This is a genomic window from Pseudobythopirellula maris (genome assembly GCF_007859945.1).
GTDB lineage: Bacteria > Planctomycetota > Planctomycetia > Pirellulales > Lacipirellulaceae > Pseudobythopirellula > Pseudobythopirellula maris.
Map to the genome: position 1 here is coordinate 821,118 of NZ_SJPQ01000001.1, position 18,787 is coordinate 839,904.

The window sequence follows — 18,787 nt, forward strand, 5'->3', positions numbered from 1 at the left end:
TGTCCGATGGCGCGGGCGCCCGACAAGCCGCCGCCAATCACCCGAACCAACCACGGACATGAAGTTCCTCCGCCAAACCTTCGACCTGGTCGAGCCTCACTTCACCAAGGGGGGCAAGCTCGAGAAGCTCTACCCGGTGTACGAGTCGATCGACACGTTCCTCTTCACGCCGGGGCAGGTCACCAAGACCGGCCCGCACGTGCGCGACAGCCTCGACATGAAGCGGATGATGTCGATGGTCATCATCGCGCTGGGGCCGTGCATCCTGATGGCGATGTACAACACCGGTTACCAGGCCAACTTGGCGATCGCCGAGTACGGCGCCGAGCCGCTCTCTGACACGCTCACCGAGTACGTACGTGAGCCGGTCATGGAGTTCTTGGGGCTGCCTCACGACCCGACCAACCACGCGTCTAACTTCGTGTACGGCGCCCTGTGGTTCCTGCCCGTTTACCTCGTGACGATGGTCGTCGGCGGCCACCTCGAGCTGCTGTTCGCCGTGGTGCGGGGGCACGAGATCAACGAGGGCTTCCTCGTCACCGGCATGCTGTTCCCGCTCACGCTGCCCCCCACGATACCGCTCTGGCAGGTCGCCCTGGGCATCGCCTTCGGTGTGGTGATCGGCAAAGAAATCTTTGGCGGCACGGGCAAGAACTTCCTCAACCCGGCGCTCACCGGGCGGGCGTTCTTGTACTTCGCCCACGCCTCGTTCATGTCGGGCGACAAGGTCTGGACCGCGGCTGCGGCAGACGAGCTGGGCATCGACGGCTACACGAACGCGACCACCCTCACCGGTTTGGCCGCCACGCAAGTGACGCCCGGCCAGTCGGTCGACATCGTCGCCTCCTCGACGCAGAACCTCACCTTCTGGGACTGCTTCTGGGGCCTGATCCCCGGCTCGATGGGCGAGACCTCCACTTTCTGTTGCCTGCTCGGCGCCGCGATCCTGATCGCCAGCGGCATCGGCTCGTGGCGGATCATGAGCGGCGTGGTGCTCGGCGCCTTGGCGATGGGGGCTGTGCTGTTCGCGTTCCGCGACATGTCCGACAACCCGCTGGCTTACATGAATCCCTTCTGGCACTTGGTCGTGGGCGGTTTCGCCTTCGGCACGGTGTTCATGGCGACCGACCCGGTGTCGGCCTCGATGACCGAGACGGGCAAATGGTGGTACGGCGGGCTCATCGGAGTGATGACCATCCTGATCCGCACGATCAACCCCGCGTTCGCCGAGGGCATTATGCTGGCGATCTTGTTCGGCAACGTCATGGCGCCGCTCATCGATTACGCCGTGATTCAAGGCAACGTCAAACGGAGGGCCGCCCGCTATGCCACCACGTGACAGCACTATAGGCACCTTCATGGTCGCCGCGATCCTGTGTGTCGTCTGCTCGGTGCTGGTCTCCATCGCCGCGGTGGCGCTCAAGCCGCAGCAAGACCGCAACAAGAAGCTCGACGAGAAGAAGAACGTGCTGCTGGCGGCCGGCTTGGCCGAGCCGAGCGCGACGGCTAAGGAGATCGACGCGATCTTCGAGGAGAGCATCGAGCGCGTGCTGATCGACCTGGCTTCCGGCGAGCCGGTGGACCCGGAGACGGTCGACCCCGAGAAGTACGACCCGATCGAGGCGGCCAGCGACGAGGAGATGAACGTCGAGATCAGCCCCGCCGGCGCCCTGCCCGGCATCGCCGAGCGTGAGCCGTACGCCTTCGTTTACAAGATCAAAGAGGGCGACGCGGTCACCGGCTACGTGCTGCCGATCTACGGCAAGGGCCTGTGGTCGACGCTCTACGGCTTCCTTGCCGTCGAGGCGGACGCCAACACGGTGCTCGGCATCACTTACTACCAGCACGGCGAGACCCCCGGTCTCGGCGGCGAGGTCGACAACTACGGTTGGAAGTCGCTGTGGCCCGGCAAGAAGATCTACGGCGCCGAGGGCGACGTGATGCTCGGCGTGGTCAAGGGCTCCGGCAGCGGCGAGCACCAGATCGACGGCCTGTCGGGCGCCACGATCACGTCGAAGGGCGTCGACCAGATGATCAAGTACTGGCTCGGCGAGGGCGGCTTCGGGCCGTACCTCCAGAAGCAGACGAGCGACGAAGCAGCTGTTGTCGCGATGGTCGGCCGCCGCGCCGGCTGAGTCGGTTAGTTACTCACCTACCTACGTCACGCAAGCCAAGCCGCCGCGTCCCAAGCAAGCCGCGCGTCACGAACCCCCGAGCGATCCATGGCCGAGTCGAAAGCAAAAGACGTCCTGCTCGACCCGATTTTCAACAACAACCCCATCGCGCTGCAGGTGCTCGGCATCTGCTCCGCCCTGGCGGTCACCACGAAGCTCGAGACCTCGATCATCATGGCGATCGCCGTGACGGCCGTGACGGCCTGCTCGAGCGCGGCGGTGAGCGCCGTGCGGCAGTACATCCCGAGCAGCATCCGCATCATCGTGCAGATGACGATCATCGCCTCGATGGTGATCGTCGTCGACCAGGTCCTCAAGGCCTACGCCTTCCAGGCCTCCAAGACGATGAGCGTGTTCGTCGGCCTGATCATCACCAACTGCATCGTGATGGGCCGTGCCGAGGGCTTTGCGATGAAGAACCCGCCCTGGATGTCGTTCCTCGACGGAGTCGGCAACGCGTTGGGCTACAGCCTGATCTTGATCGTGGTGGGCTTCTTCCGCGAGTTGTTCGGATCGGGCAAGTTGCTCGGCTTCGTCGTGCTGCCCCGCACCACCGACGGCGGCTGGTACGAGCCGAACGGCCTGATGCTGCTGCCCCCCAGCGCGTTCTTCTTGATCGGCGCCTTTATCTGGATCCTGCGGACCTTCAAGCCGGACCAGATCGAAGAGGGTTAGCCGTTAGCAATAGCGAGATTGGGCTAACAGCCGAGCGAAGCGAACTTTTCGACACGACGAATAGCTTACCAACACACCCACGCGTGACCCCCCGAGGGGCAAAATGGTCGAACACCACTTAGAGATCTTCCTCAAATCGATCTTCGTCGAGAACCTGGCGCTCGCCTTCTTCCTGGGCATGTGCACGTTCCTCGCCGTGTCGAAGAACGTGAAGATGGCCCTTGGCCTCGGCGCCGCGGTGATCGTGATCATGGGCCTCACGATCCCGGCCAACAACCTGATTTACCAGTTCCTGGTGAAGAAGGGCGCGCTGAGTTGGGCCGGCGAGAGCTACGCCGGCATCGACCTCTCGTTCCTCGGCCTGATCTCCTACATCGGCACGATCGCCGCGATGGTGCAGATCCTCGAGATGACGCTCGATCGCTTCTTCCCGACGCTCTACAACCAGCTGGGCATCTTCCTGCCGCTGATTACAGTGAACTGCGCCATCTTGGGTGGCTCGCTGTTCATGGTGGAGCGCAACTACACGTTCGGCGAGAGCGTCACGTACGGCCTCGGCGCCGGCTTCGGCTGGGCGCTCGCCATCTGCGCGTTGGCCGGCATCCGTGAGAAGATGAAGTACAGCGACGTGCCCAAGGGCCTCCAGGGCCTGGGCATCACGTTCATGACCGTCGGCCTGATGGCGCTGGCGTTCATGTCGTTCGGCGGGATGTGAGAAAGGGAGCTGTCAGCGATCGGCTGTCAGCAATCAGACAACAGTCACTTGCGGTCCGCGATCAGATTTCAATGCTGACCGATGACCGCTGAAAGCTGAGAGCTTTTTATGGAAACCATAACCATTCTCCTCGGCGTCTTGATGTTCACCCTCGTGGTGCTCGTCCTCGTGGCGATTATCCTCGCGGCCAAGAGCCAGCTCGTGGCTTCGGGGCCGGTGAAGATCTTGGTGAACGATCAGAAAGAGATCACCGTTCCGGCCGGCGGCAAGCTGCTCGGCGCGTTGTCCGACGCGGGGATCTTCGTCTCCAGCGCGTGCGGCGGCGGCGGCACCTGCGCCCAGTGCGAGGTGAAGATCAAGTCGGGCGGCGGCGACATCCTGCCGACCGAGAAGGCCCACATCACGAAGAAGGAGGCCCAGGAGGGCTGCCGCCTGTCGTGCCAGGTGGCCGTGAAGCAAGACATGGTGGTCGAGGTCCCGCCCGAAGCGTTCGAGACCAAGAAGTGGGAGTGCGAGGTCATCTCGAACCACAACGTGGCCACGTTCATCAAGGAGTTCAAGCTCAAGCTCCCCGAGGGCGAGGACGTGAACTTCAAGGCGGGCGGCTACATCCAGATCGAGTGCCCCCCGCACGTCGCCGCCTACAAGGACTTCGACATCGAGGAGGAGTACCGCGAGGACTGGGACAAGTACGACGTCTGGCGTTACGTGTCGAAGGTCGACGAGCCGGTCGTGCGGGCATACTCGATGGCCAACTACCCGGGCGAGAAGGGCATCATCATGCTCAACATCCGGGTCGCCAGCCCGCCGCCCCGCGCCCCCGAGGGCACCCCGCCGGGCAAGATGTCGAGCTACATCTTCAACCAGAAGCCGGGCGACAAGGTCACGATCTCCGGCCCCTACGGCGAGTTCTTCATCAAGGACACCGACGCCGAGATGGTTTACATCGGCGGCGGCGCCGGCATGGCGCCCCTCCGCAGCCACATCTTCGAGTTGTTCAAGAACCTCAAGACCGGCCGCAAGGTGAGCTACTGGTACGGCGGCCGCAGCCTGCGGGAGCTGTTCTACATCGACCACTTCCGCGAGATCGAGAAGGAGTTCCCGAACTTCAAGTTCAACATCGCCCTCTCCGAGCCGCTGCCCGAGGACAACTGGACCGGCTACACCGGCTTCATCCACCAGGTGCTGCACGACGAGTACCTCAAGGACCACCCGGCGCCCGAGGACGTGGAGTACTACATCTGTGGCCCGCCGATGATGAACGCCGCGGTGTTCAAGCTGCTGGACGACCTCGGTGTGGAGCAAGAGAACATCGCCTACGACGACTTTGGCGGCTGATCTTATTAGCCGCAGATGGACGCAGATGGACGCGGATGCCCAACACGGTTTGAGCCGCACCGGCTTGCCGAGCTTGCGTGGCAAGACATCCGCAAGGCGAGCTGGTGCGCCCCGTCGAGCAACATCTGCGATGATCAGCGCGTGTGTGTGGCTGCTGTTCTTGGCCACGGTGGCGGGTTGCGGCGAACATGGCCCCGAGATAGTCGGCTTCAGCGGCCCCACGATGGGCACGCAGTACCACATCCGGGTGATCGCCGGCGAGACGACGCCGGACGCCCCCGAGCTGCAAGCCCGGGTCGACCAACGGCTCGTTGAGATCAACCGTCGGATGTCGACCTACGACCCCGAGTCGGAGCTGTCGCGGTTCAACACGAGCGAGTCGGACGACTGGTTCGAGGTCTCGGCCGAGACCGCCGAGGTGGTGTCCTACTCGCTGGGGCTCGCCCGGGATTCGGGCGGGGCGTTCGACCCCACGGTGGGGCCGGTGGTGAACCTGTGGGGCTTTGGCCCGGGCAAGCGTCGCACGAAGCCGCCGACCGACGACGAGGTCGAAGCCGCCCTGGCGCGGGTTGGCCACACGAAGGTCGAGGCCCGCGTTGAGCCGCCGGCTTTGCGCAAATCGCCGGGCGTCTACGTCGATCTGTCGGCGGTCGCTAAAGGCTACGGCGTCGACGCCGTAGCCCGGTTGCTCGACAACGCCGGCGCCACGGCTTACATGGTCGAGATCGGCGGCGAGGTTCGCACCCGCGGCACCAAGCCGGGCGGCGCCCCGTGGCGGATCGGCGTCGAGGCGCCGAGCGACCACGCCCCCGCCGAAGGCGGCCAACGGGTCAATCGCGTGGTCGAACTGTCGGGCGGGTCGGTCGCCACTTCGGGGGACTACCGCAACTACTTTGAGTACGAGGGGCGGCGTTACTCGCACACGGTCGATCCCACTACCGGCAGGCCGGTCGCCCACACGCTCGCCACCGTGAGTGTGCTGGCCGAGTCTTGCATGGAAGCCGACGCCACCGCGACGGCGTTGTTGGTCCTCGGTCCCGCGGCGGGGTACGATTGGGCCGTGGAACGCGGCGTCGCCGCCCTGTTCGTCACCCGCCAAGCGGACTCCGACGAAGAAGGACACGCCCACTCCGACGAATTCACCACCCGCGCGACAGCCGCCTGGGACGCCGCCCAACCCGAGGCTCCAGCCGAGGCCCAATCCGAGGAACTGCCGTGATCCAAACCTTCCTGATCGTGCTCGCCATCTTCGGGGTCGCCTTTGCCGGCATGGCCATCGGCGTGATCGTCAGCAATCGCCGCATCAAAGGGACCTGCGGCGGGCTGAACAACTTCAAGGACGGGTCGGGCAATTCGGTGTGCGACGCCTGCACGACCCCCTCGCCGAGCTGCACGGGCAATCCCCAGAATCGTGAAGCTCAGGCCGTTGAGGGCTGAGACTCACTCGGCCCGCACCGCGCCGCGGTAGATGTCCACGCCCGGCAGCCGCACGGCGAGTTCGGCGCCGGCGTCGCGTTTCATGGCCGCCAGCAGCAGGCCCTCCGGGTCGCCGTGGAACGGCCGGGAGTAAACGAGCCATAGCGCCCCGCCCCGCGACAAACGGCTGGCGACCCGCAACGCCTGGCCGGCCTCTTGCTCGCTGCGGACGGCCACGTCTCGCTCGCCGGGCGTGGGGAATTCGTGCAAGTCGAGCGATTGCGATCCGTCGTAGAACGTGACGAGGTACGTCAGGTAGTCGCTCACAACGAACACCGGCTCTCCCGCCTCGGCGTTCTCATCAAGCCAGGCCGAGACGCCGCGCAGGTCTTCGAAGGCGTAGCGATCAACCGAGTGGCGATTCGAGACGGCCACGAAGGCGATCGCCGCCAGCCCGAGCGTCGCCAGCCGAGCCGGCCACTTCGTTTCGCCGCTCACCCCGCCCACCATGCCGGCAGCGAGCCACACGCTCAGCGGCGCCACGCACCAGGCGACAAACCGTGGGTTGTAAGTGATGCCGCTGGCGGCGCCGAGCAGGCCGACGATCAGCGTCGGAGCGACGACCAGCAGTGCGATCGTGGCGAGCCGCTTCTCGCGGCGGAGCCGCCTCGCGCCGCGCCACAAGAGCGGCGCCGTGCAGAGCAGGATGGCGAGGCCCCACGGGGCGGCTTGGCGGGCCGCCTGGCCGCCCGAAATCACTTGCAACTCGTTCTTCGATGGGCCGAGCGAGTAACCGCTGAACCACGAGAACCCGGTGAACGCCACGGCCGCGGCCGACATCGGCCGCGAGGCCCGCAGCTCTTTCTGGTACGAGAAATCGCTGAGGAGCATCGGCGCCGCCGGCGCGGCGAGCACGGCGATCGCCAGAGCGGCGGCCACGGGGCGCCGCCCCATGCGCCAGCCACGTTGCACAATCAACGCGAGCCCCAGCACCAAGAGCGTCACCACAAAGTAGTAGTGGGCGTAGACCCCCAGAGCGCCGATCACGGCGAACAACGCCCAGTCGCGTGGCCGATCGGTGTCGATCGCCCTCGTCGCGGCGCAGGCCGCGCCGGCGGCGAGCAGGGTCAGCAGGGCGTAGGAGCGGATGAACTGCGCATAGAACAGCTGCAGCGGGCAGAGAGCCACCGCCGCGGCGGCCGCAACACCCAAGGCAGGCCCGCCGAGCATACGGCCCCACCGCCACACGACGACGATGGTCGTGAGTGAAAACGTCACCGAGAGCCAACGGGCTTGCTCCCCCTTGCCGAACAGCGCGACCCAACCTTGGAGCATCAACGAGTAGAGCGGCGGGCTCGAGTCGGCCAGCCACAGCAGCTCGCCGGCGGGCGCACGGGCGTGCAGCAGCTCGGCCATCTCATCGACAAACAGCCCCTGGCCGCGGATCGTCAGCGCGTGGAATAGCAGCGAGACGAGCAAGATCCCAAAGACCCACCATCGCTCGGCGCGCTTCGTGAGCGAGTGGGCTGCGGGCATGCGGATTCGTGGGAGAAGGATGGAGAGTCGCGATGGCGGCAGCCCGCCTCAAGCGGCTGCCACGCTGTGGGAGGGCGACGCGGGCAGCGCCGCAGCGACGTGCTGGGCGATGGTTGTCACCCGCCGCCCGTCGGCGAGCGCGTCGAGCACCCCGCCGAGCAACCGCATTTTCGGATCACGCGCGAGTCGCATTCCGGGAAAACGGTCCATCGCCGGGCACTCCCCCGCCCCCATAAAGTCGAGCGGGTGCAGCAGCAGCGAGGGCGCCACGCCGCGCAGGCGGCAGGCCCTGAGCGCCGTGCGCCAGTAGGCCATCGCCAGCTTCGGCGACTTCTCGGCGAGGAACGACAGGTAGGTCATGTGGATCGGAGAACGCAGCAGCGGGAAGGTCGTCACCGGCGCCACGGCGATCGGCCCCGCGGGGGTCGCCACGCTGTGCGGGCGAAGCGGCCTGAGCGCGTCGCGCAGGGAGCTGAACCGCTGCTCGGGGGGGGCGTCGCCGTCTCGCTCGGCGTCGGTCGAGCGGATGCGGCTCACCTTGCAGTAGAGCCGCGCCAGCGGGCCAACGAACGTCGGGAACAGCGAGGCGTCGTAGGCGTACCCGCGTTCGGCCAACACCCCGAGCAGCTCGGGCGACCAGGCGAAGCCGGGCGCCCGGAAACCTGCCGGCGAGGCGCCCGTGACCGCGCGGATCGCTTCTTCGCCGCGCGCGACCTCTTCGCGTTGCTCGTCGATCGGCAGCGAGTCGAGCCACGGCAGGTGGCTGTGCGAGTGGTTGCCTATCTCGTGCCCCGCCGCGGCGATCGCCTCGACGGCGCGGGCGTCCTCGTCGCGTGTGAGATCGTCGCCGACGACAAAAAAGCTAGCGATCATCTCGCGCTCGCCCAAGAAGTCGAGCACGCGGGGGGTCACTTCGGCCAGGTAACTGGGGCGGTCGCGCCACGACGGGTCGCCCGCCGAACGCAGGTAGGCCCACAGGTTATCAAGATCGAGCGACAAGCTCGCGATCGGCGTCGGCATGGGCCGCCTCCGGGTTGGGGGCGTTGGGGCGTCGGCCCAATCCGCGGGCAGAGTCGAGGGCAGCGTCGAGGGCCGGCTTCAGCACGCCGTCGATCGCCTCCTCGGCCACCTCGATGGTCTCGTTCACGTTCAGGTTGCCCTTGAGGATGTGCGCCGAGTTGACGGCGTACACGCCCGGCACGCCGGTCGCCATCGCCGGCAGCCGCTTCGAGTAGCCGATCGTCGGCAGGGCCATCACCCGCTTCACCCGCGACACGCGGAACGCCTCGACCTGGTCCCGCGAAAAATGGGGGTGCATCCGCTCCAGAGCGGCGAGCCACTCCTCACGCAGCTCGTCGTCCGAGAGGCCGAAGACCGGGTCGCCAGGCATGGCGTACTTAGGCAGGTAAACGAGCGTGCGGCCGCCGAGCTCCTCGGGGTCGACGATCGTCGTCATCTCGATCACCGCCGTAAAAGGCGACTCGTCGGTGATGTTCGTGACGTAGTACTCGGTGAGCGGCTTCTTGAGCAGCAGCGACGCGCAGACGATGCCCAGGTATTCGACGCCCTCGTGCCGGGCTCGCTGGTCCTCGTTGAGGGCCGGAACGCTGCGCGAGACGACGGGCGAGGGGGTCGTGAAGACGACGTGGTCGAATTCGGCCGCCGCGTCCGCCTCGGCGCCGTAACGCACGCGGACCGCGCCGCTGTCGGTCGGGTTGGCCTCGGCGACAGGAGCGTTGCAGACGATGTCGACCCCGAGTTGGTCGAGTCGATACGCCAGATGATCTAGCAGGTTGGCGTAGCCGCCACGGACGTAGCCGAACATCTCTTTCTTGAGGCCCGAGCGACGGGCGGCGTACATGCGGTTGATGTGCGCCCAGATGAACGCCGCACTGGTCTTCTGGTAGGCGTCGCCGAGCTTCGACTTGAGCAGCGGCAGCCAGATCTTCTCGAACGCCCCCCTACCGGACCACTTGCGCAGCCAGTCGGCGACCGACACCTCCTCGAGCGGCTCCCAGCGGCGGATCTTCGACGCGCCGAAGATCGTCATGCCGAGGCGGAACTTCTCGATCAGCTTCAGGGGCGGGAACGAGAGGAACTCGACGGTGTTCGACATCGAGTGCATGCGGCCGCCGGAGAAGAAACCGGTCTTGGTCTCGACCCAGCGGGTCTGGTCGGCGAGGCCGACCTCTTCGATCAGCGCCCGCAGGCGGCTGTCGGAGAGCAGCGTGACGTGGTAATGGCGGTCCCAGGTCAGCGGGCCCAGCTTCCACACGCTGGCGAGCCCGCCGAGCTCGGGGGCCGCCTCGAGCAGGGTGACGCGTTGTCCCTTCTGAGCGAGCCGCAAAGCGAGGGTGAGCCCCAGCATGCCGCCGCCGACCACGGCCCAGCGGTCGCCGCTCGCCGCGCTATTCGGGTTGGTCGGGTTGGTCGGTTGATCGCTCATCGTCCCATCCGGCGGCGGAGCATGAGGCTGAGGGTCTGCATCACGGTGCGGGCGACGCGCATCTTGCTCGCTCCGCCCTTCTGATCGTAACGCAATATCATCGGCGCCTCGCCCATCACGAGCGGCAAGCGGCGCATCTTCAGCAGCACGTCGGCCATGCATGAGAAGCCTTGCTCGCTGACGAACGAGTCGCCGTACAGCCGCAGCGCTTCGGCGAGGGCCTCGGCCCGGTACGCGCGGAACCCGCAGGTGTAGTCGCGCACGCCGCGGATCGGGAAGACCAGTTGGAACAGCGCCCGCGCGCCGAGGCTCATGAGCACGCGGCTGAAGGGCACGCCGATCGTGCGTGAGCCGTGCTGGTATCGCGAGGCGATCACCACGTCGTGCCCCTCTCGGATCATGCCGACCATGCGGGGGATCAGCCCCGGGGGCTGGGTGTTGTCGGCGTCGAGCGTGACGACGATGTCGCCCGGAGCACAGCGGCCGACCGCCTCGACAAAGCCGGTCCGCAGCGCGGCGGCCAGGCCTTGGTTGCGCTCGTGGCTCACGAGCCGCAGCGGCATGTCGAACGACGCCTGGCTGGCGATCAGCGCCGTGCTGTCCGCGCTGCCGTCGTCGACCACGACGATCTCGTGCTCCAGACGGGCCTCGATCAGCACCGCGTGCAGCCCGTCGAGCAGCGGGCGGAGCGCCTCCTCCTCGTTGTAAGCCGGCAGCACCACACGCACGCAGGCACGGCCGGCCGCCGCAGCGGCGGCTCGGTCGGCGTCGCCTTGCCGCTGGGCGTCGTTCGTTGCGGTGGGGGTGATTGATGTCATCTTCAACAACGGTGGGGAGTCTGTCGTACCAAAAACAGCGTGGCGATCGCACTCATTGGGAATCACCCGTAGCAAATCTCACGCGCCGGGGCCCGCGAACCGCAGGGCCGCACGAGTTTGAGGCCGACCATCTGCGCGAGCAGCAGCGAGGCGAACAACGGGTTGAGCAGCAAGTAACGACGCCAGAGGCGGCGGGGCTCTTTGCCGAGTCGATAGGCCCACTCGAGCCCACGCCGCTGCATCCAGTCGGGCGCCTGGTCGAGCTGGCCGGCGTGGAAATTGAACGCGGCGCCGACGGCCAGCAGCGGCATGCTCAAGCGGTCACGCATCTCGTAGGCGAACACCTCCTGGCGGGGGCACCCCAGGCCGACGAACGCAAGGCGAGCGCCGCTGTCCCGGATCTCCTGCACCAGCTCGTCGCGTTCCTCGTCGCTGAGGGTGCGAAACTTCGAGGCCCGCACGCCGGCAATTTGCAACTCCGGGAACCGCGCGGTGAGTCGGTCGCTCAACGTTGCGAGCAGCTCCTCCGACCCGCCAAAGAGGAAAATAGGAACGCCCGTGGCGGCGGCCCGCTCGCAAACCTGGAGCATCAGGTTGGGGCCGTACACGCGGTCGGTGAGCCCGGCGCCGTGCAGCCAATTGAGCGCCCAGCGGACCGGTTGGCCGTCGGGGCAGATCATGTCGAAGCCGTTGAGCCGCCAGCGATGCTCGCGGTCCATGACGCCGGTCATCACGCCGTGCACCGCGAGGGCCGAGACCGACAACGGGCGGCCCTGGCGGGCGGCGTCGATCACGCCCCCCACCGCCGCTTCGTAATCGACCGCGTCGACGCCCACACCGAGCACGTCGTGCTTGGTCGAGGGGGCGTCGTTGGTTGTGGGAGAAATGCTCATGCGGGCTGCGGGGTGGCGGCCCAACGCTCGGCGTTGGCCTCGTAGATCTCGGCGAGGATCGAGGGGACGTCGTGCTCCAGGCGCCAGTCGGGGTAGTCGCCGCGGAAACGAGAGAGGTCGCTCACGTACCAGATGTGGTCGCCCGCGCGGTTCTCGTCGCGGTAGCTCCGGGCGAGCGGCCGGCCGGCGATCTGCTCGCACAGGTCGATCGCCTCGAGCATCGAGCAGTTGCTGTCGCGGCCGCCGCCGATGTTGTAGACCGCCCCGCTGCGCGGGGCGCGGAAGAAGCAATCGAACGCGCGGATCAGGTCGGCGCTGTGGATGTTGTCGCGGACCTGCTTGCCGTTGTAGCCGAACACCGTGTAGGGGGCGCCCGTCACGACGCACTTCATCAGGTACGCCAGGAAGCCGTGCAGCTGGGTCCCCGAGTGGCTCGGCCCGGTGAGGCAGCCGCCGCGGAAGCAGGCCGTCGGCATGCCGAAGTAGCGGCCGTACTCTTGCACGAGCACGTCGGCCGCCACCTTCGAGGCGCCGAACAGGCTGTGCATCGACTGGTCGATCGACATCGTCTCCGGCACGCCGGCGGCGTACTCGTGCTTGGGGTCGATCTCCCAGCGGGTCGCCAGCTCGACGAGCGGCAACCGGTTCGGCGTGTCGCCGTACACCTTGTTGGTCGAGGTGAAGATGAAGCAGGCGCCGGGCGCGTGGCGCCGCGTCGCCTCGAGCAGGTTGAGGGTCCCTTGGGCGTTGACGCCGAAGTCGGTCATCGGGTCGCGGGCCGCCCAGTCGTGCGACGGCTGCGCGGCGCAGTGAACCACGAGGCTCACGTCGCCCCCGCCGCGAGCAAAGAGCGCGTCGACCGCCTCGCCGTCGCGGATGTCGATCGACTCGTGCGAGTACCGTTCGCCCAAACGCGACTCGAGCCGACGCAGGTTCCAGCGCGTCGACGCTTCGGCGCCGAAGAACTCGGCTCGCAGGTCATTGTCGACGCCCACAACGTCCATGCCGAGACCGGCAAAGTGAGTGGCGGCTTCCGAGCCGATCAGTCCGGCCGAGCCGGTAACAATCGCGAGTGACATCGGAGACGGGTCGAATCTAGAAGGCGGGCGGGGCGGGCGGGAGCACGGCGGTGATCCGAGGAAGGAGGGATCGTTCGCGGGCTGGGGCCCCACGGGAGGGAGGGTGAGACTAGGTAGTTTATGATAACTGGGAGCTAGGCAGGATTCACGTTTCCAGCCGACGAATTCTCTGCCGGGGGGTGCGCTTTTCCACTTGGCAAGAAGACTCTTACAAGCCGCTCGGCCGTCAAACGGGGCGAGCAAAGAGCGGCCCAGGCGATTCGGGGGTAGCCCCTCAGCGGGCGGCCGCCGTGGATCTCGGCCAGGGCGTGACGGTATTGGCAGCGGGCGTGCAAGTTGATGCCCTCGAGCCCGCGGCTCACAAGCGGGCGCGAGTCTTGCTCGGCCTCGTACTGCACGTAGCTGAGCGCGGGCCGGCCGCTGCGGCGGCGGTGGGCCAGTTCGCAGGCGTAATCGATGCTGCGACGCATCCGTCGCATCCCCTTGCCGTTGAGGCTGCCGGAGTGGACACGATAGTGATGCAACACCTCGTCAAGGTTGGCCAGCTCGGCGGCCTCGCCCATGCGGAGCATCATGTCCCAGGCGTCTTGCATCCGTAGCGACCAATAGCCCCCCAATTGCTTGAGCAGCGCGGTGCGCAGCATGATGTTGGCGTGGCCCAGGGCGTGGCGGCCCTCGATGAGGGCTTGGTCGATCGCTTGGTGCGAAGTCGGCAGGCGGAGGCTCTTGCCAACGCCCTGCTCGCCGAGCGCCGCCATTTGCGTGCCCACGAGCCCAACGCTCGGGTGCGAGTCGAGGAAGGCGACCTGCTTCTCAAACCGAGTCGGGAGCGAGATGTCGTCCGCGTCGACCCGGGCGAGGTACTCGCCGCGACAGCTCTTCAGCCCTTGGTTCGCGGCGGCGGCGGTGCCGCCGTTCTCGCGCTCGATCACCACCACACGCGGGTCGTCTAGCGAAGCCAGATAGTCGGCCGTGCCATCGGTCGAGCCGTCGTTGACAACGACGAACTCGAAGTCTTGGAAGGTCTGGGCGAAGACCGAATCGATCGCGGCGGGCAGGTGGGGCATGCCGTTGAAGACGGTCATCAGCACCGACAACCGCGGCGCATTCGGGTTATCGTTCATTCTTGGGGCCCCGTCGCAACGAGTCTTGGAGGGGTTTCGGCTTCGGGGGCTTGGCCGCCAACCAGCCGTTCACGCCCCTCGCGGAGGCTGAGCGCCGCGTCGGCGGCGCCCTGCTGGCCCTCGCCGTGGAGCAGCAGCCGCCACGCCTTGGCCAAGTACGACTGGCTGCGGAGCATCAGGCAACGGGCGGCGAGCGCTCCGTCGCGGTCCCCGGTCAGTCGCGCCGCGAGATAGCGTGGCAGGTAATTGATCGTGGCTTGCCCCAGCCGGGCGGCCATCACCAAGGGCAACTTACGCGGGCCCCAATCGAGGAACTCGCGCAAGGCGACGTGCTGTCCGTGCCGGGCGGCGGTCCATCGCATGTAATCGCTGTCGAGTCGCTTCGCCGGTATCAGGTGATGGACGATCGCCTTGGGGGTGTACCACGCCTCGTAGCCGGCCGCGCGGATGCGGCGGTACAGGTCGGCGTCTTCCCCGCCGATCTCCAGGTCGGTGTCGAACAGACCGACGTGATCGAAAACACCGCGGTCGATCATCAGGCTGCCCGCGCCGGGGATCTGGCGGCGGTTGAAGGGCTGCTCGGCGGGCATGCCGACCTTCTCGCCGAGCATCTGTCGCAGGTAGCGGGCGCTCGGTTCTTTGGCGCCGGCGGGCAGCTTGAGCTTGACCGCACCGCCCACGACAAGAGCGCTGCGCCGTTTGGCGAGCGCCACCAACTCGGCGAGCCAACGGGGGTCGGCGACCTGGTCGTCGTCGTGGAACGCGACCCAGTCGCCCGCCGCCTCGCCGACGCCGCGATTGCGAGCGTGCGATACGCCCGGCGAAGGCTCGCGCACGCCGCGCACCCGCACGGCCGATCCGCGTCGGTCGACGGCGGCAAACTCGGTAATTGCCTGCGGGGTATTGTCGCTCGAGGCGTTGTCGACCACCAGCACCTCGTAGGCGAAAGCGCCGTCGGTCTCGAGCTCCACGAGGCTCCGCAGCGTCTCGCGCAGCATCGCCGCGCGGTTGAAGGTGGCGACCACCACGCTCACATCGATCGCAAGGTCGGGACTGCTCATGCGGCGCCTCCCCAGGCGAGGCGCCCGTAGTCAGCCGGTTCGCGGGCGGCCTGCTTGTCGGCCGCCAGCGGCGCGCCCAGCCCCACCGAGCACATGCCCAACATGGCGATGCCGCTCGGCAGGCTCATCCGTACGAACAACGACTCGAGCAAGCCGGTCACCAACGCGAACACCAGCACGCCGTAAACGAAGGCGTAAAACGGCTCGCGCGTGGCGTCGTACGCCTGCTGGGCCTTGAACAGGTGCAGCACCACCGCGGCCAAGAGTAACGAGAGCCCCACCAGGCCGAGGGCGAGGGTCACCTCCAAATAAGCGTTGTGGGCCGATTGCATCGCCCATTGCTGGCTCTGCGAAAGCTCCTCGATCTGCTCGGGGGTCCAATAAGCCTCGTAGCCGTAGCCGAGCATGGGGGACCGGCGGACATCGTTCATCAGCTCCTCCCACAGCGGCACGCGCCCTGAAAGCGTCGAGGCCTTCTCGGTCCGCCCCAACAAGGCGGCGGTGCGCGCCTTGGAGACCTGCGCCGTGTTGAGCGAGCCGATCACGAACATCGCCATCCCCAGCAAGCAGACCAGCGACATCGACGCGATCCAGCGGGTGCGGGCGTTGAGTCGCAGCAGGAACACGGCGACCATCGCCAACGCGAGCGCGAGCAGGCAGGTGCGCGACTGGGTGAGGAACATCAGCACGAAGAGACCCGCGAAGAGCCCCCGGCCGAGCGTTCGCCGCCCGCTCGCCATCAGGCAATAGGCGGCCAAGCAAGCGACGCCGCAGTACATCGCCTGCATGTTCGGGTGCAGCGTTCCGCTGAAGCGGTAGTCCCTGATCCACGGCCCGGCGCCGTTCGCCAGGTCCAGCAGCATGCTGACCGAAGTGAACGCCGTTAGCGCCATGAGCAATGCGACGAGCAACTGGCCCGGCCGCAACACACGCGACATCCCCAGCATGCCGAGCGCAAGGAATCCATAAGCGGTCGCCCGCTTGAGGCTGAGCCCGGGTGAGGACGACCACGCCACGCTCGACACGACCCACAAGCCAAACAGCATCAGCGACACGCTGGCGAGGTTGATCACCAAGGGCCGCGAACGCGTGCGGTACAGACCCACCAGGCCGAACGCGGCAAAGCCGACCAACCCGAGCTGGCGCGCCAGGCTGCCCTGGTCGATGCCGTCGACAAAGCCTTCGATGATCTCCTCTTCGTCCTGGCCGGCGATCTGCGACCCGGCGAAGCGGGGATCGTGCTCCACGTTCCAGAACACGACGAACAGCATGAGCGCCGTCCCGCCGACCACGAGCCAGTCGCGGAGCTTATTCGTGCTCTCGTCGGGGGGATGGCTGCGGGCGTTATCCACGGCGGACCTCCCGGGCGAACACGGTCCACTGCCACAGCAGCGAAACGAGGTTTCCCATCAGGATCCCCAAGCCGATCGCCGCCACGCCGTAGCGGCTCACCAGCCACAGGCCGACAGTCAGATTCAGCACTAGCCGGACCACCGACGCCTGGAGCAAGATCCGCCCCTGGCTGCGAGCCATGAAAGCGAAGTCGATCGGCATCAGCAGCACGTCGGACAAGATGCCCAGTCCCAACGCGGCGAGCAGCACGACGCCGACCCCTTCGGCCGCGTCGAGGTAGAGCCACTCGAGCAGCGTCGGCCCCAGCGCCACGAGCCCCGTGAGCAGCACCGCGAGCGCCGCGCCCAGCACCACCGTGCTGCGCACCGCGTGGCGCCACAGGCCGGCGATCCCGTGCTGCGAGTAGATCTTGGCCGACGCCGGCCCGTAGTAGTTGGACACGCCGAGCAACAACGGGTTGGCGACTTGGATCACGCTCTGCGCCATGCCGAACCTGCCTAGCTCGGCCAGGCTCGTGATCACGGGCAACGCCCAGCGGTAGCCTTGCGTGCCGATCAGCGCGGCGAGCGCCGAGCCGGTCAGCCAGCGCGAGAAATCCCAGTTGCGGCGCCAGTCGGCCAGCGGCTTGGCGGCGGCGTAGTCGAACCTCTTGGATCGCACCACCAGCCACAACACCGCAGCGAGCGAGGCGGCGCCGATCGCCACGAACGCGGCCGCGGCGCTCACAACGCCTGCAACCACCAGCACGGCGAGCAAGGCGACTTGCAGCAACGCGAGAAGGGCGTCGACGGCAAACACCTCCGCCACACGCAGCTCGGCCAGGCAGATCCGCCGCACGTGCTCCTTGAGCAACATCGCGGCACAGCACGGGGCGAGCACGAGGAACAGCGGGCCGTACGGCGCCTCGGGCGCCAAGGCGTAGAGCACCGCACCGAGCGCCAGGATGGCGGCCATCGCCGCGGCGGCGATCAGGCCGAGGTGGGCCGTCACACTCGCAGCGAACCGGCGCCGTTCGTCCGTTTCCAGGTGGGGGGATCGTGTGGTGTAGGGCGTCCAGACCATCGCCTTCGCCAGCCCCATCATCACCACATAGGCCGAGTAGCCGAGGGCGTAGAGGCCGAGCTGTTCCTGCCCGGCGAGCCGGCCGACGACCACCGCGGCGGCGAAATTCGCCAGACTCACCACGGCCTGATCGGCCAGCACCCAAACGCCCTGCAGCCTTATTGCGCCGGCGCCCCGGCGCGCCTCGGCGGCCGGCTGGGCGCCCACTTGGGGACGCCTGGGCGGTGTTGCGTTCGGGGTGGGGGCGACGGTGACGGGCACAATGTTCCGAGCGATAGTCGGCTGGGGAGAGACGGAGTATTCAACCACGAAGCGATCAGAGCATCCGCCCGAACCACCCCGGCACGTGCTTCTTTTGCCGCGTCACGACGGCGCCGGCAAAGCTCACCCCGTCCGACCGCAGCAGGTCGATCGACTTCTTGGCGAGGCCCCTCGGCGTCACCTCCGAGCCGACGGCCATCAGGACCGCGTCGAGCTGCTTGGCCACGAGCAACGCGTGGCGCATGTCGTCGGCGGGCGGGAGGTCGAAAACCACGTACTCGTGCGACTCGCCGAGCGAGCGGACCAAACCCTCCAGCCGACGCGGCTCGACGCTCGCCCGGTCGATCAAACCGGTCGTGCCGAGCGGCATCACCTCGAGGCCCTCGACGTTGGTCGGATGAACGGCCTCTTCGAGCTCGCACTCGCCCGCCAACAGGTCGGCTAGGCCGCGGGCGCCCTGCAGGCGGAACTCGCGATCGACCTGCGGGTGTGCGGCGTTGCAGTCGACCAGCAACGCGGGGGTCAGCTGGTGATCGGCCGCCCGGATCGCGAGATTCGCCGCCAGGGTGCTCACACCCGCGCGACGCATGCAGCTTGTCACGCCCACCAAGAAACCGGCACCGTGCCGCTGCTCGACCCGCGACTGCAAACGCCACAGCACGGTGTCGTACGGCTCGGCGCCGCGGCGCCGCGGCACGAGCGGCGATCGCTTCGCGCCACTATCACTCGGCGGTTCCATTCTGATTGTGTCGGCTGTGGGAGACGCCATGGCGTTTCTCGGGGGAATGCGTGTCGGCGGGGTGCGGTGGCGATCAAGCGGGCTTCGCAAGGCGGAC

Annotated in this window: 18 protein-coding genes; 7 read left to right on the top strand and 11 right to left on the bottom strand. The window is 67.3% G+C overall.

Annotation, left to right across the window (positions count from 1 at the left end):
• The first annotated feature begins 58 nt into the window (after positions 1 to 58).
• The 7 genes from Mal64_RS03035 (at position 59) to Mal64_RS03065 (ending at position 6,339) form a co-directional block, all read left to right on the top strand.
• Positions 59 to 1,339 (top strand): NADH:ubiquinone reductase (Na(+)-transporting) subunit B, encoded by a 1,281-nt coding sequence (locus Mal64_RS03035; RefSeq protein ID WP_146396862.1) that lies wholly within the window; start codon positions 59 to 61, stop codon positions 1,337 to 1,339.
• Entirely contained in the window at positions 1,326 to 2,135 is an 810-nt protein-coding gene (locus tag Mal64_RS03040; protein WP_146396866.1) for a Na(+)-translocating NADH-quinone reductase subunit C, read from the top strand. The genes Mal64_RS03035 and Mal64_RS03040 overlap by 14 nt, the downstream gene beginning before the upstream one ends.
• A gap of 87 nt (positions 2,136 to 2,222) precedes the next feature.
• A complete protein-coding gene (locus tag Mal64_RS03045; protein WP_146396869.1) occupies positions 2,223 to 2,849 on the top strand; it encodes an NADH:ubiquinone reductase (Na(+)-transporting) subunit D in 627 nt (208 codons plus the stop codon).
• Positions 2,850 to 2,952: 103 nt separating this feature from the next.
• A complete protein-coding gene (gene nqrE, locus Mal64_RS03050) occupies positions 2,953 to 3,564 on the top strand; it encodes an NADH:ubiquinone reductase (Na(+)-transporting) subunit E (RefSeq protein ID WP_146396872.1) in 612 nt (203 codons plus the stop codon).
• Positions 3,565 to 3,672: 108 nt separating this feature from the next.
• Entirely contained in the window at positions 3,673 to 4,902 is a 1,230-nt protein-coding gene (gene nqrF / locus Mal64_RS03055) for an NADH:ubiquinone reductase (Na(+)-transporting) subunit F (protein ID WP_146396875.1), read from the top strand.
• Between the two features lie 130 nt (positions 4,903 to 5,032).
• Positions 5,033 to 6,121 carry an FAD:protein FMN transferase gene (locus tag Mal64_RS03060; protein ID WP_231993564.1) on the top strand — a complete coding sequence of 363 codons (1,089 nt, stop codon included), beginning with the start codon at positions 5,033 to 5,035 and terminating at the stop codon, positions 6,119 to 6,121.
• On the top strand, positions 6,118 to 6,339 hold the full coding sequence (locus tag Mal64_RS03065; protein WP_146396878.1) for a (Na+)-NQR maturation NqrM: 222 nt from the start codon (positions 6,118 to 6,120) through the stop codon (positions 6,337 to 6,339). The genes Mal64_RS03060 and Mal64_RS03065 overlap by 4 nt, the downstream gene beginning before the upstream one ends.
• A gap of 3 nt (positions 6,340 to 6,342) precedes the next feature.
• Here the strand turns inward: Mal64_RS03065 and Mal64_RS03070 are convergent, their stop codons facing one another.
• The 11 genes from Mal64_RS03070 to Mal64_RS03120 all read right to left on the bottom strand — a co-directional run bounded on the left by Mal64_RS03070 (position 6,343) and on the right by Mal64_RS03120 (position 18,720).
• Positions 6,343 to 7,854, bottom strand: coding sequence for a glycosyltransferase family 39 protein (locus tag Mal64_RS03070; protein ID WP_146396881.1), 1,512 nt, complete (start codon positions 7,852 to 7,854; stop codon positions 6,343 to 6,345).
• Between the two features lie 48 nt (positions 7,855 to 7,902).
• Positions 7,903 to 8,874, bottom strand: a complete 972-nt coding sequence (locus Mal64_RS03075) for a polysaccharide deacetylase family protein (protein WP_146396884.1) — start codon at positions 8,872 to 8,874, stop codon at positions 7,903 to 7,905.
• Complete coding sequence (locus Mal64_RS03080) at positions 8,837 to 10,300, bottom strand: NAD(P)/FAD-dependent oxidoreductase (RefSeq protein WP_146396887.1); 1,464 nt, start codon at positions 10,298 to 10,300, stop codon at positions 8,837 to 8,839. The genes Mal64_RS03075 and Mal64_RS03080 overlap by 38 nt, the downstream gene beginning before the upstream one ends.
• Positions 10,297 to 11,118, bottom strand: a complete 822-nt coding sequence (locus Mal64_RS03085) for a glycosyltransferase family 2 protein (protein ID WP_146396890.1) — start codon at positions 11,116 to 11,118, stop codon at positions 10,297 to 10,299. Before Mal64_RS03085 ends, Mal64_RS03080 begins: the two co-directional genes overlap by 4 nt.
• Before the next feature lie 62 nt (positions 11,119 to 11,180).
• The gene (locus Mal64_RS03090) at positions 11,181 to 12,011 is read right to left on the bottom strand and encodes a WecB/TagA/CpsF family glycosyltransferase (RefSeq protein WP_146396893.1); all 831 of its coding nucleotides are present in this window, start codon (positions 12,009 to 12,011) and stop codon (positions 11,181 to 11,183) included.
• Positions 12,008 to 13,090, bottom strand: coding sequence for an NAD-dependent epimerase/dehydratase family protein (locus tag Mal64_RS03095; protein ID WP_146396896.1), 1,083 nt, complete (start codon positions 13,088 to 13,090; stop codon positions 12,008 to 12,010). The genes Mal64_RS03090 and Mal64_RS03095 overlap by 4 nt, the downstream gene beginning before the upstream one ends.
• Positions 13,091 to 13,224: 134 nt before the next feature.
• Positions 13,225 to 14,214 carry a glycosyltransferase family 2 protein gene (locus Mal64_RS03100; RefSeq protein ID WP_146396899.1) on the bottom strand — a complete coding sequence of 330 codons (990 nt, stop codon included), beginning with the start codon at positions 14,212 to 14,214 and terminating at the stop codon, positions 13,225 to 13,227.
• Complete coding sequence (locus tag Mal64_RS03105; RefSeq protein ID WP_146396902.1) at positions 14,211 to 15,275, bottom strand: glycosyltransferase family 2 protein; 1,065 nt, start codon at positions 15,273 to 15,275, stop codon at positions 14,211 to 14,213. The genes Mal64_RS03100 and Mal64_RS03105 overlap by 4 nt, the downstream gene beginning before the upstream one ends.
• The gene (locus Mal64_RS03110; protein ID WP_146396904.1) at positions 15,272 to 16,627 is read right to left on the bottom strand and encodes an O-antigen ligase family protein; all 1,356 of its coding nucleotides are present in this window, start codon (positions 16,625 to 16,627) and stop codon (positions 15,272 to 15,274) included. Before Mal64_RS03110 ends, Mal64_RS03105 begins: the two co-directional genes overlap by 4 nt.
• Positions 16,620 to 17,897 carry a lipopolysaccharide biosynthesis protein gene (locus Mal64_RS03115; protein WP_146396907.1) on the bottom strand — a complete coding sequence of 426 codons (1,278 nt, stop codon included), beginning with the start codon at positions 17,895 to 17,897 and terminating at the stop codon, positions 16,620 to 16,622. Before Mal64_RS03115 ends, Mal64_RS03110 begins: the two co-directional genes overlap by 8 nt.
• Positions 17,898 to 18,006: 109 nt before the next feature.
• Complete coding sequence (locus Mal64_RS03120; protein WP_146396910.1) at positions 18,007 to 18,720, bottom strand: CpsD/CapB family tyrosine-protein kinase; 714 nt, start codon at positions 18,718 to 18,720, stop codon at positions 18,007 to 18,009.
• Positions 18,721 to 18,787: the final 67 nt, after the last annotated feature.

Excerpts from the sequence above, each read along its gene's own strand:
- nqrE (WP_146396872.1), top strand. The coding sequence starts at position 2,953 with ATGGTCGAACACCACTTAGAGATCTTCCTCAAATCGATCTTCGTCGAG.
- Mal64_RS03075 (WP_146396884.1), bottom strand. The coding sequence starts at position 8,874 with ATGCCGACGCCGATCGCGAGCTTGTCGCTCGATCTTGATAACCTGTGG.
- Mal64_RS03035 (WP_146396862.1), top strand. The coding sequence starts at position 59 with ATGAAGTTCCTCCGCCAAACCTTCGACCTGGTCGAGCCTCACTTCACC.
- nqrF (WP_146396875.1), top strand. The coding sequence starts at position 3,673 with ATGGAAACCATAACCATTCTCCTCGGCGTCTTGATGTTCACCCTCGTG.
- Mal64_RS03040 (WP_146396866.1), top strand. The coding sequence starts at position 1,326 with ATGCCACCACGTGACAGCACTATAGGCACCTTCATGGTCGCCGCGATC.
- Mal64_RS03060 (WP_231993564.1), top strand. The coding sequence starts at position 5,033 with ATGATCAGCGCGTGTGTGTGGCTGCTGTTCTTGGCCACGGTGGCGGGT.
- Mal64_RS03045 (WP_146396869.1), top strand. The coding sequence starts at position 2,223 with ATGGCCGAGTCGAAAGCAAAAGACGTCCTGCTCGACCCGATTTTCAAC.
- Mal64_RS03090 (WP_146396893.1), bottom strand. The coding sequence starts at position 12,011 with ATGAGCATTTCTCCCACAACCAACGACGCCCCCTCGACCAAGCACGAC.
- Mal64_RS03100 (WP_146396899.1), bottom strand. The coding sequence starts at position 14,214 with ATGAACGATAACCCGAATGCGCCGCGGTTGTCGGTGCTGATGACCGTC.
- Mal64_RS03080 (WP_146396887.1), bottom strand. The coding sequence starts at position 10,300 with ATGAGCGATCAACCGACCAACCCGACCAACCCGAATAGCGCGGCGAGC.
- Mal64_RS03070 (WP_146396881.1), bottom strand. The coding sequence starts at position 7,854 with ATGCCCGCAGCCCACTCGCTCACGAAGCGCGCCGAGCGATGGTGGGTC.
- Mal64_RS03105 (WP_146396902.1), bottom strand. The coding sequence starts at position 15,275 with ATGAGCAGTCCCGACCTTGCGATCGATGTGAGCGTGGTGGTCGCCACC.
- Mal64_RS03085 (WP_146396890.1), bottom strand. The coding sequence starts at position 11,118 with ATGACATCAATCACCCCCACCGCAACGAACGACGCCCAGCGGCAAGGC.
- Mal64_RS03120 (WP_146396910.1), bottom strand. The coding sequence starts at position 18,720 with ATGGCGTCTCCCACAGCCGACACAATCAGAATGGAACCGCCGAGTGAT.
- Mal64_RS03095 (WP_146396896.1), bottom strand. The coding sequence starts at position 13,090 with ATGTCACTCGCGATTGTTACCGGCTCGGCCGGACTGATCGGCTCGGAA.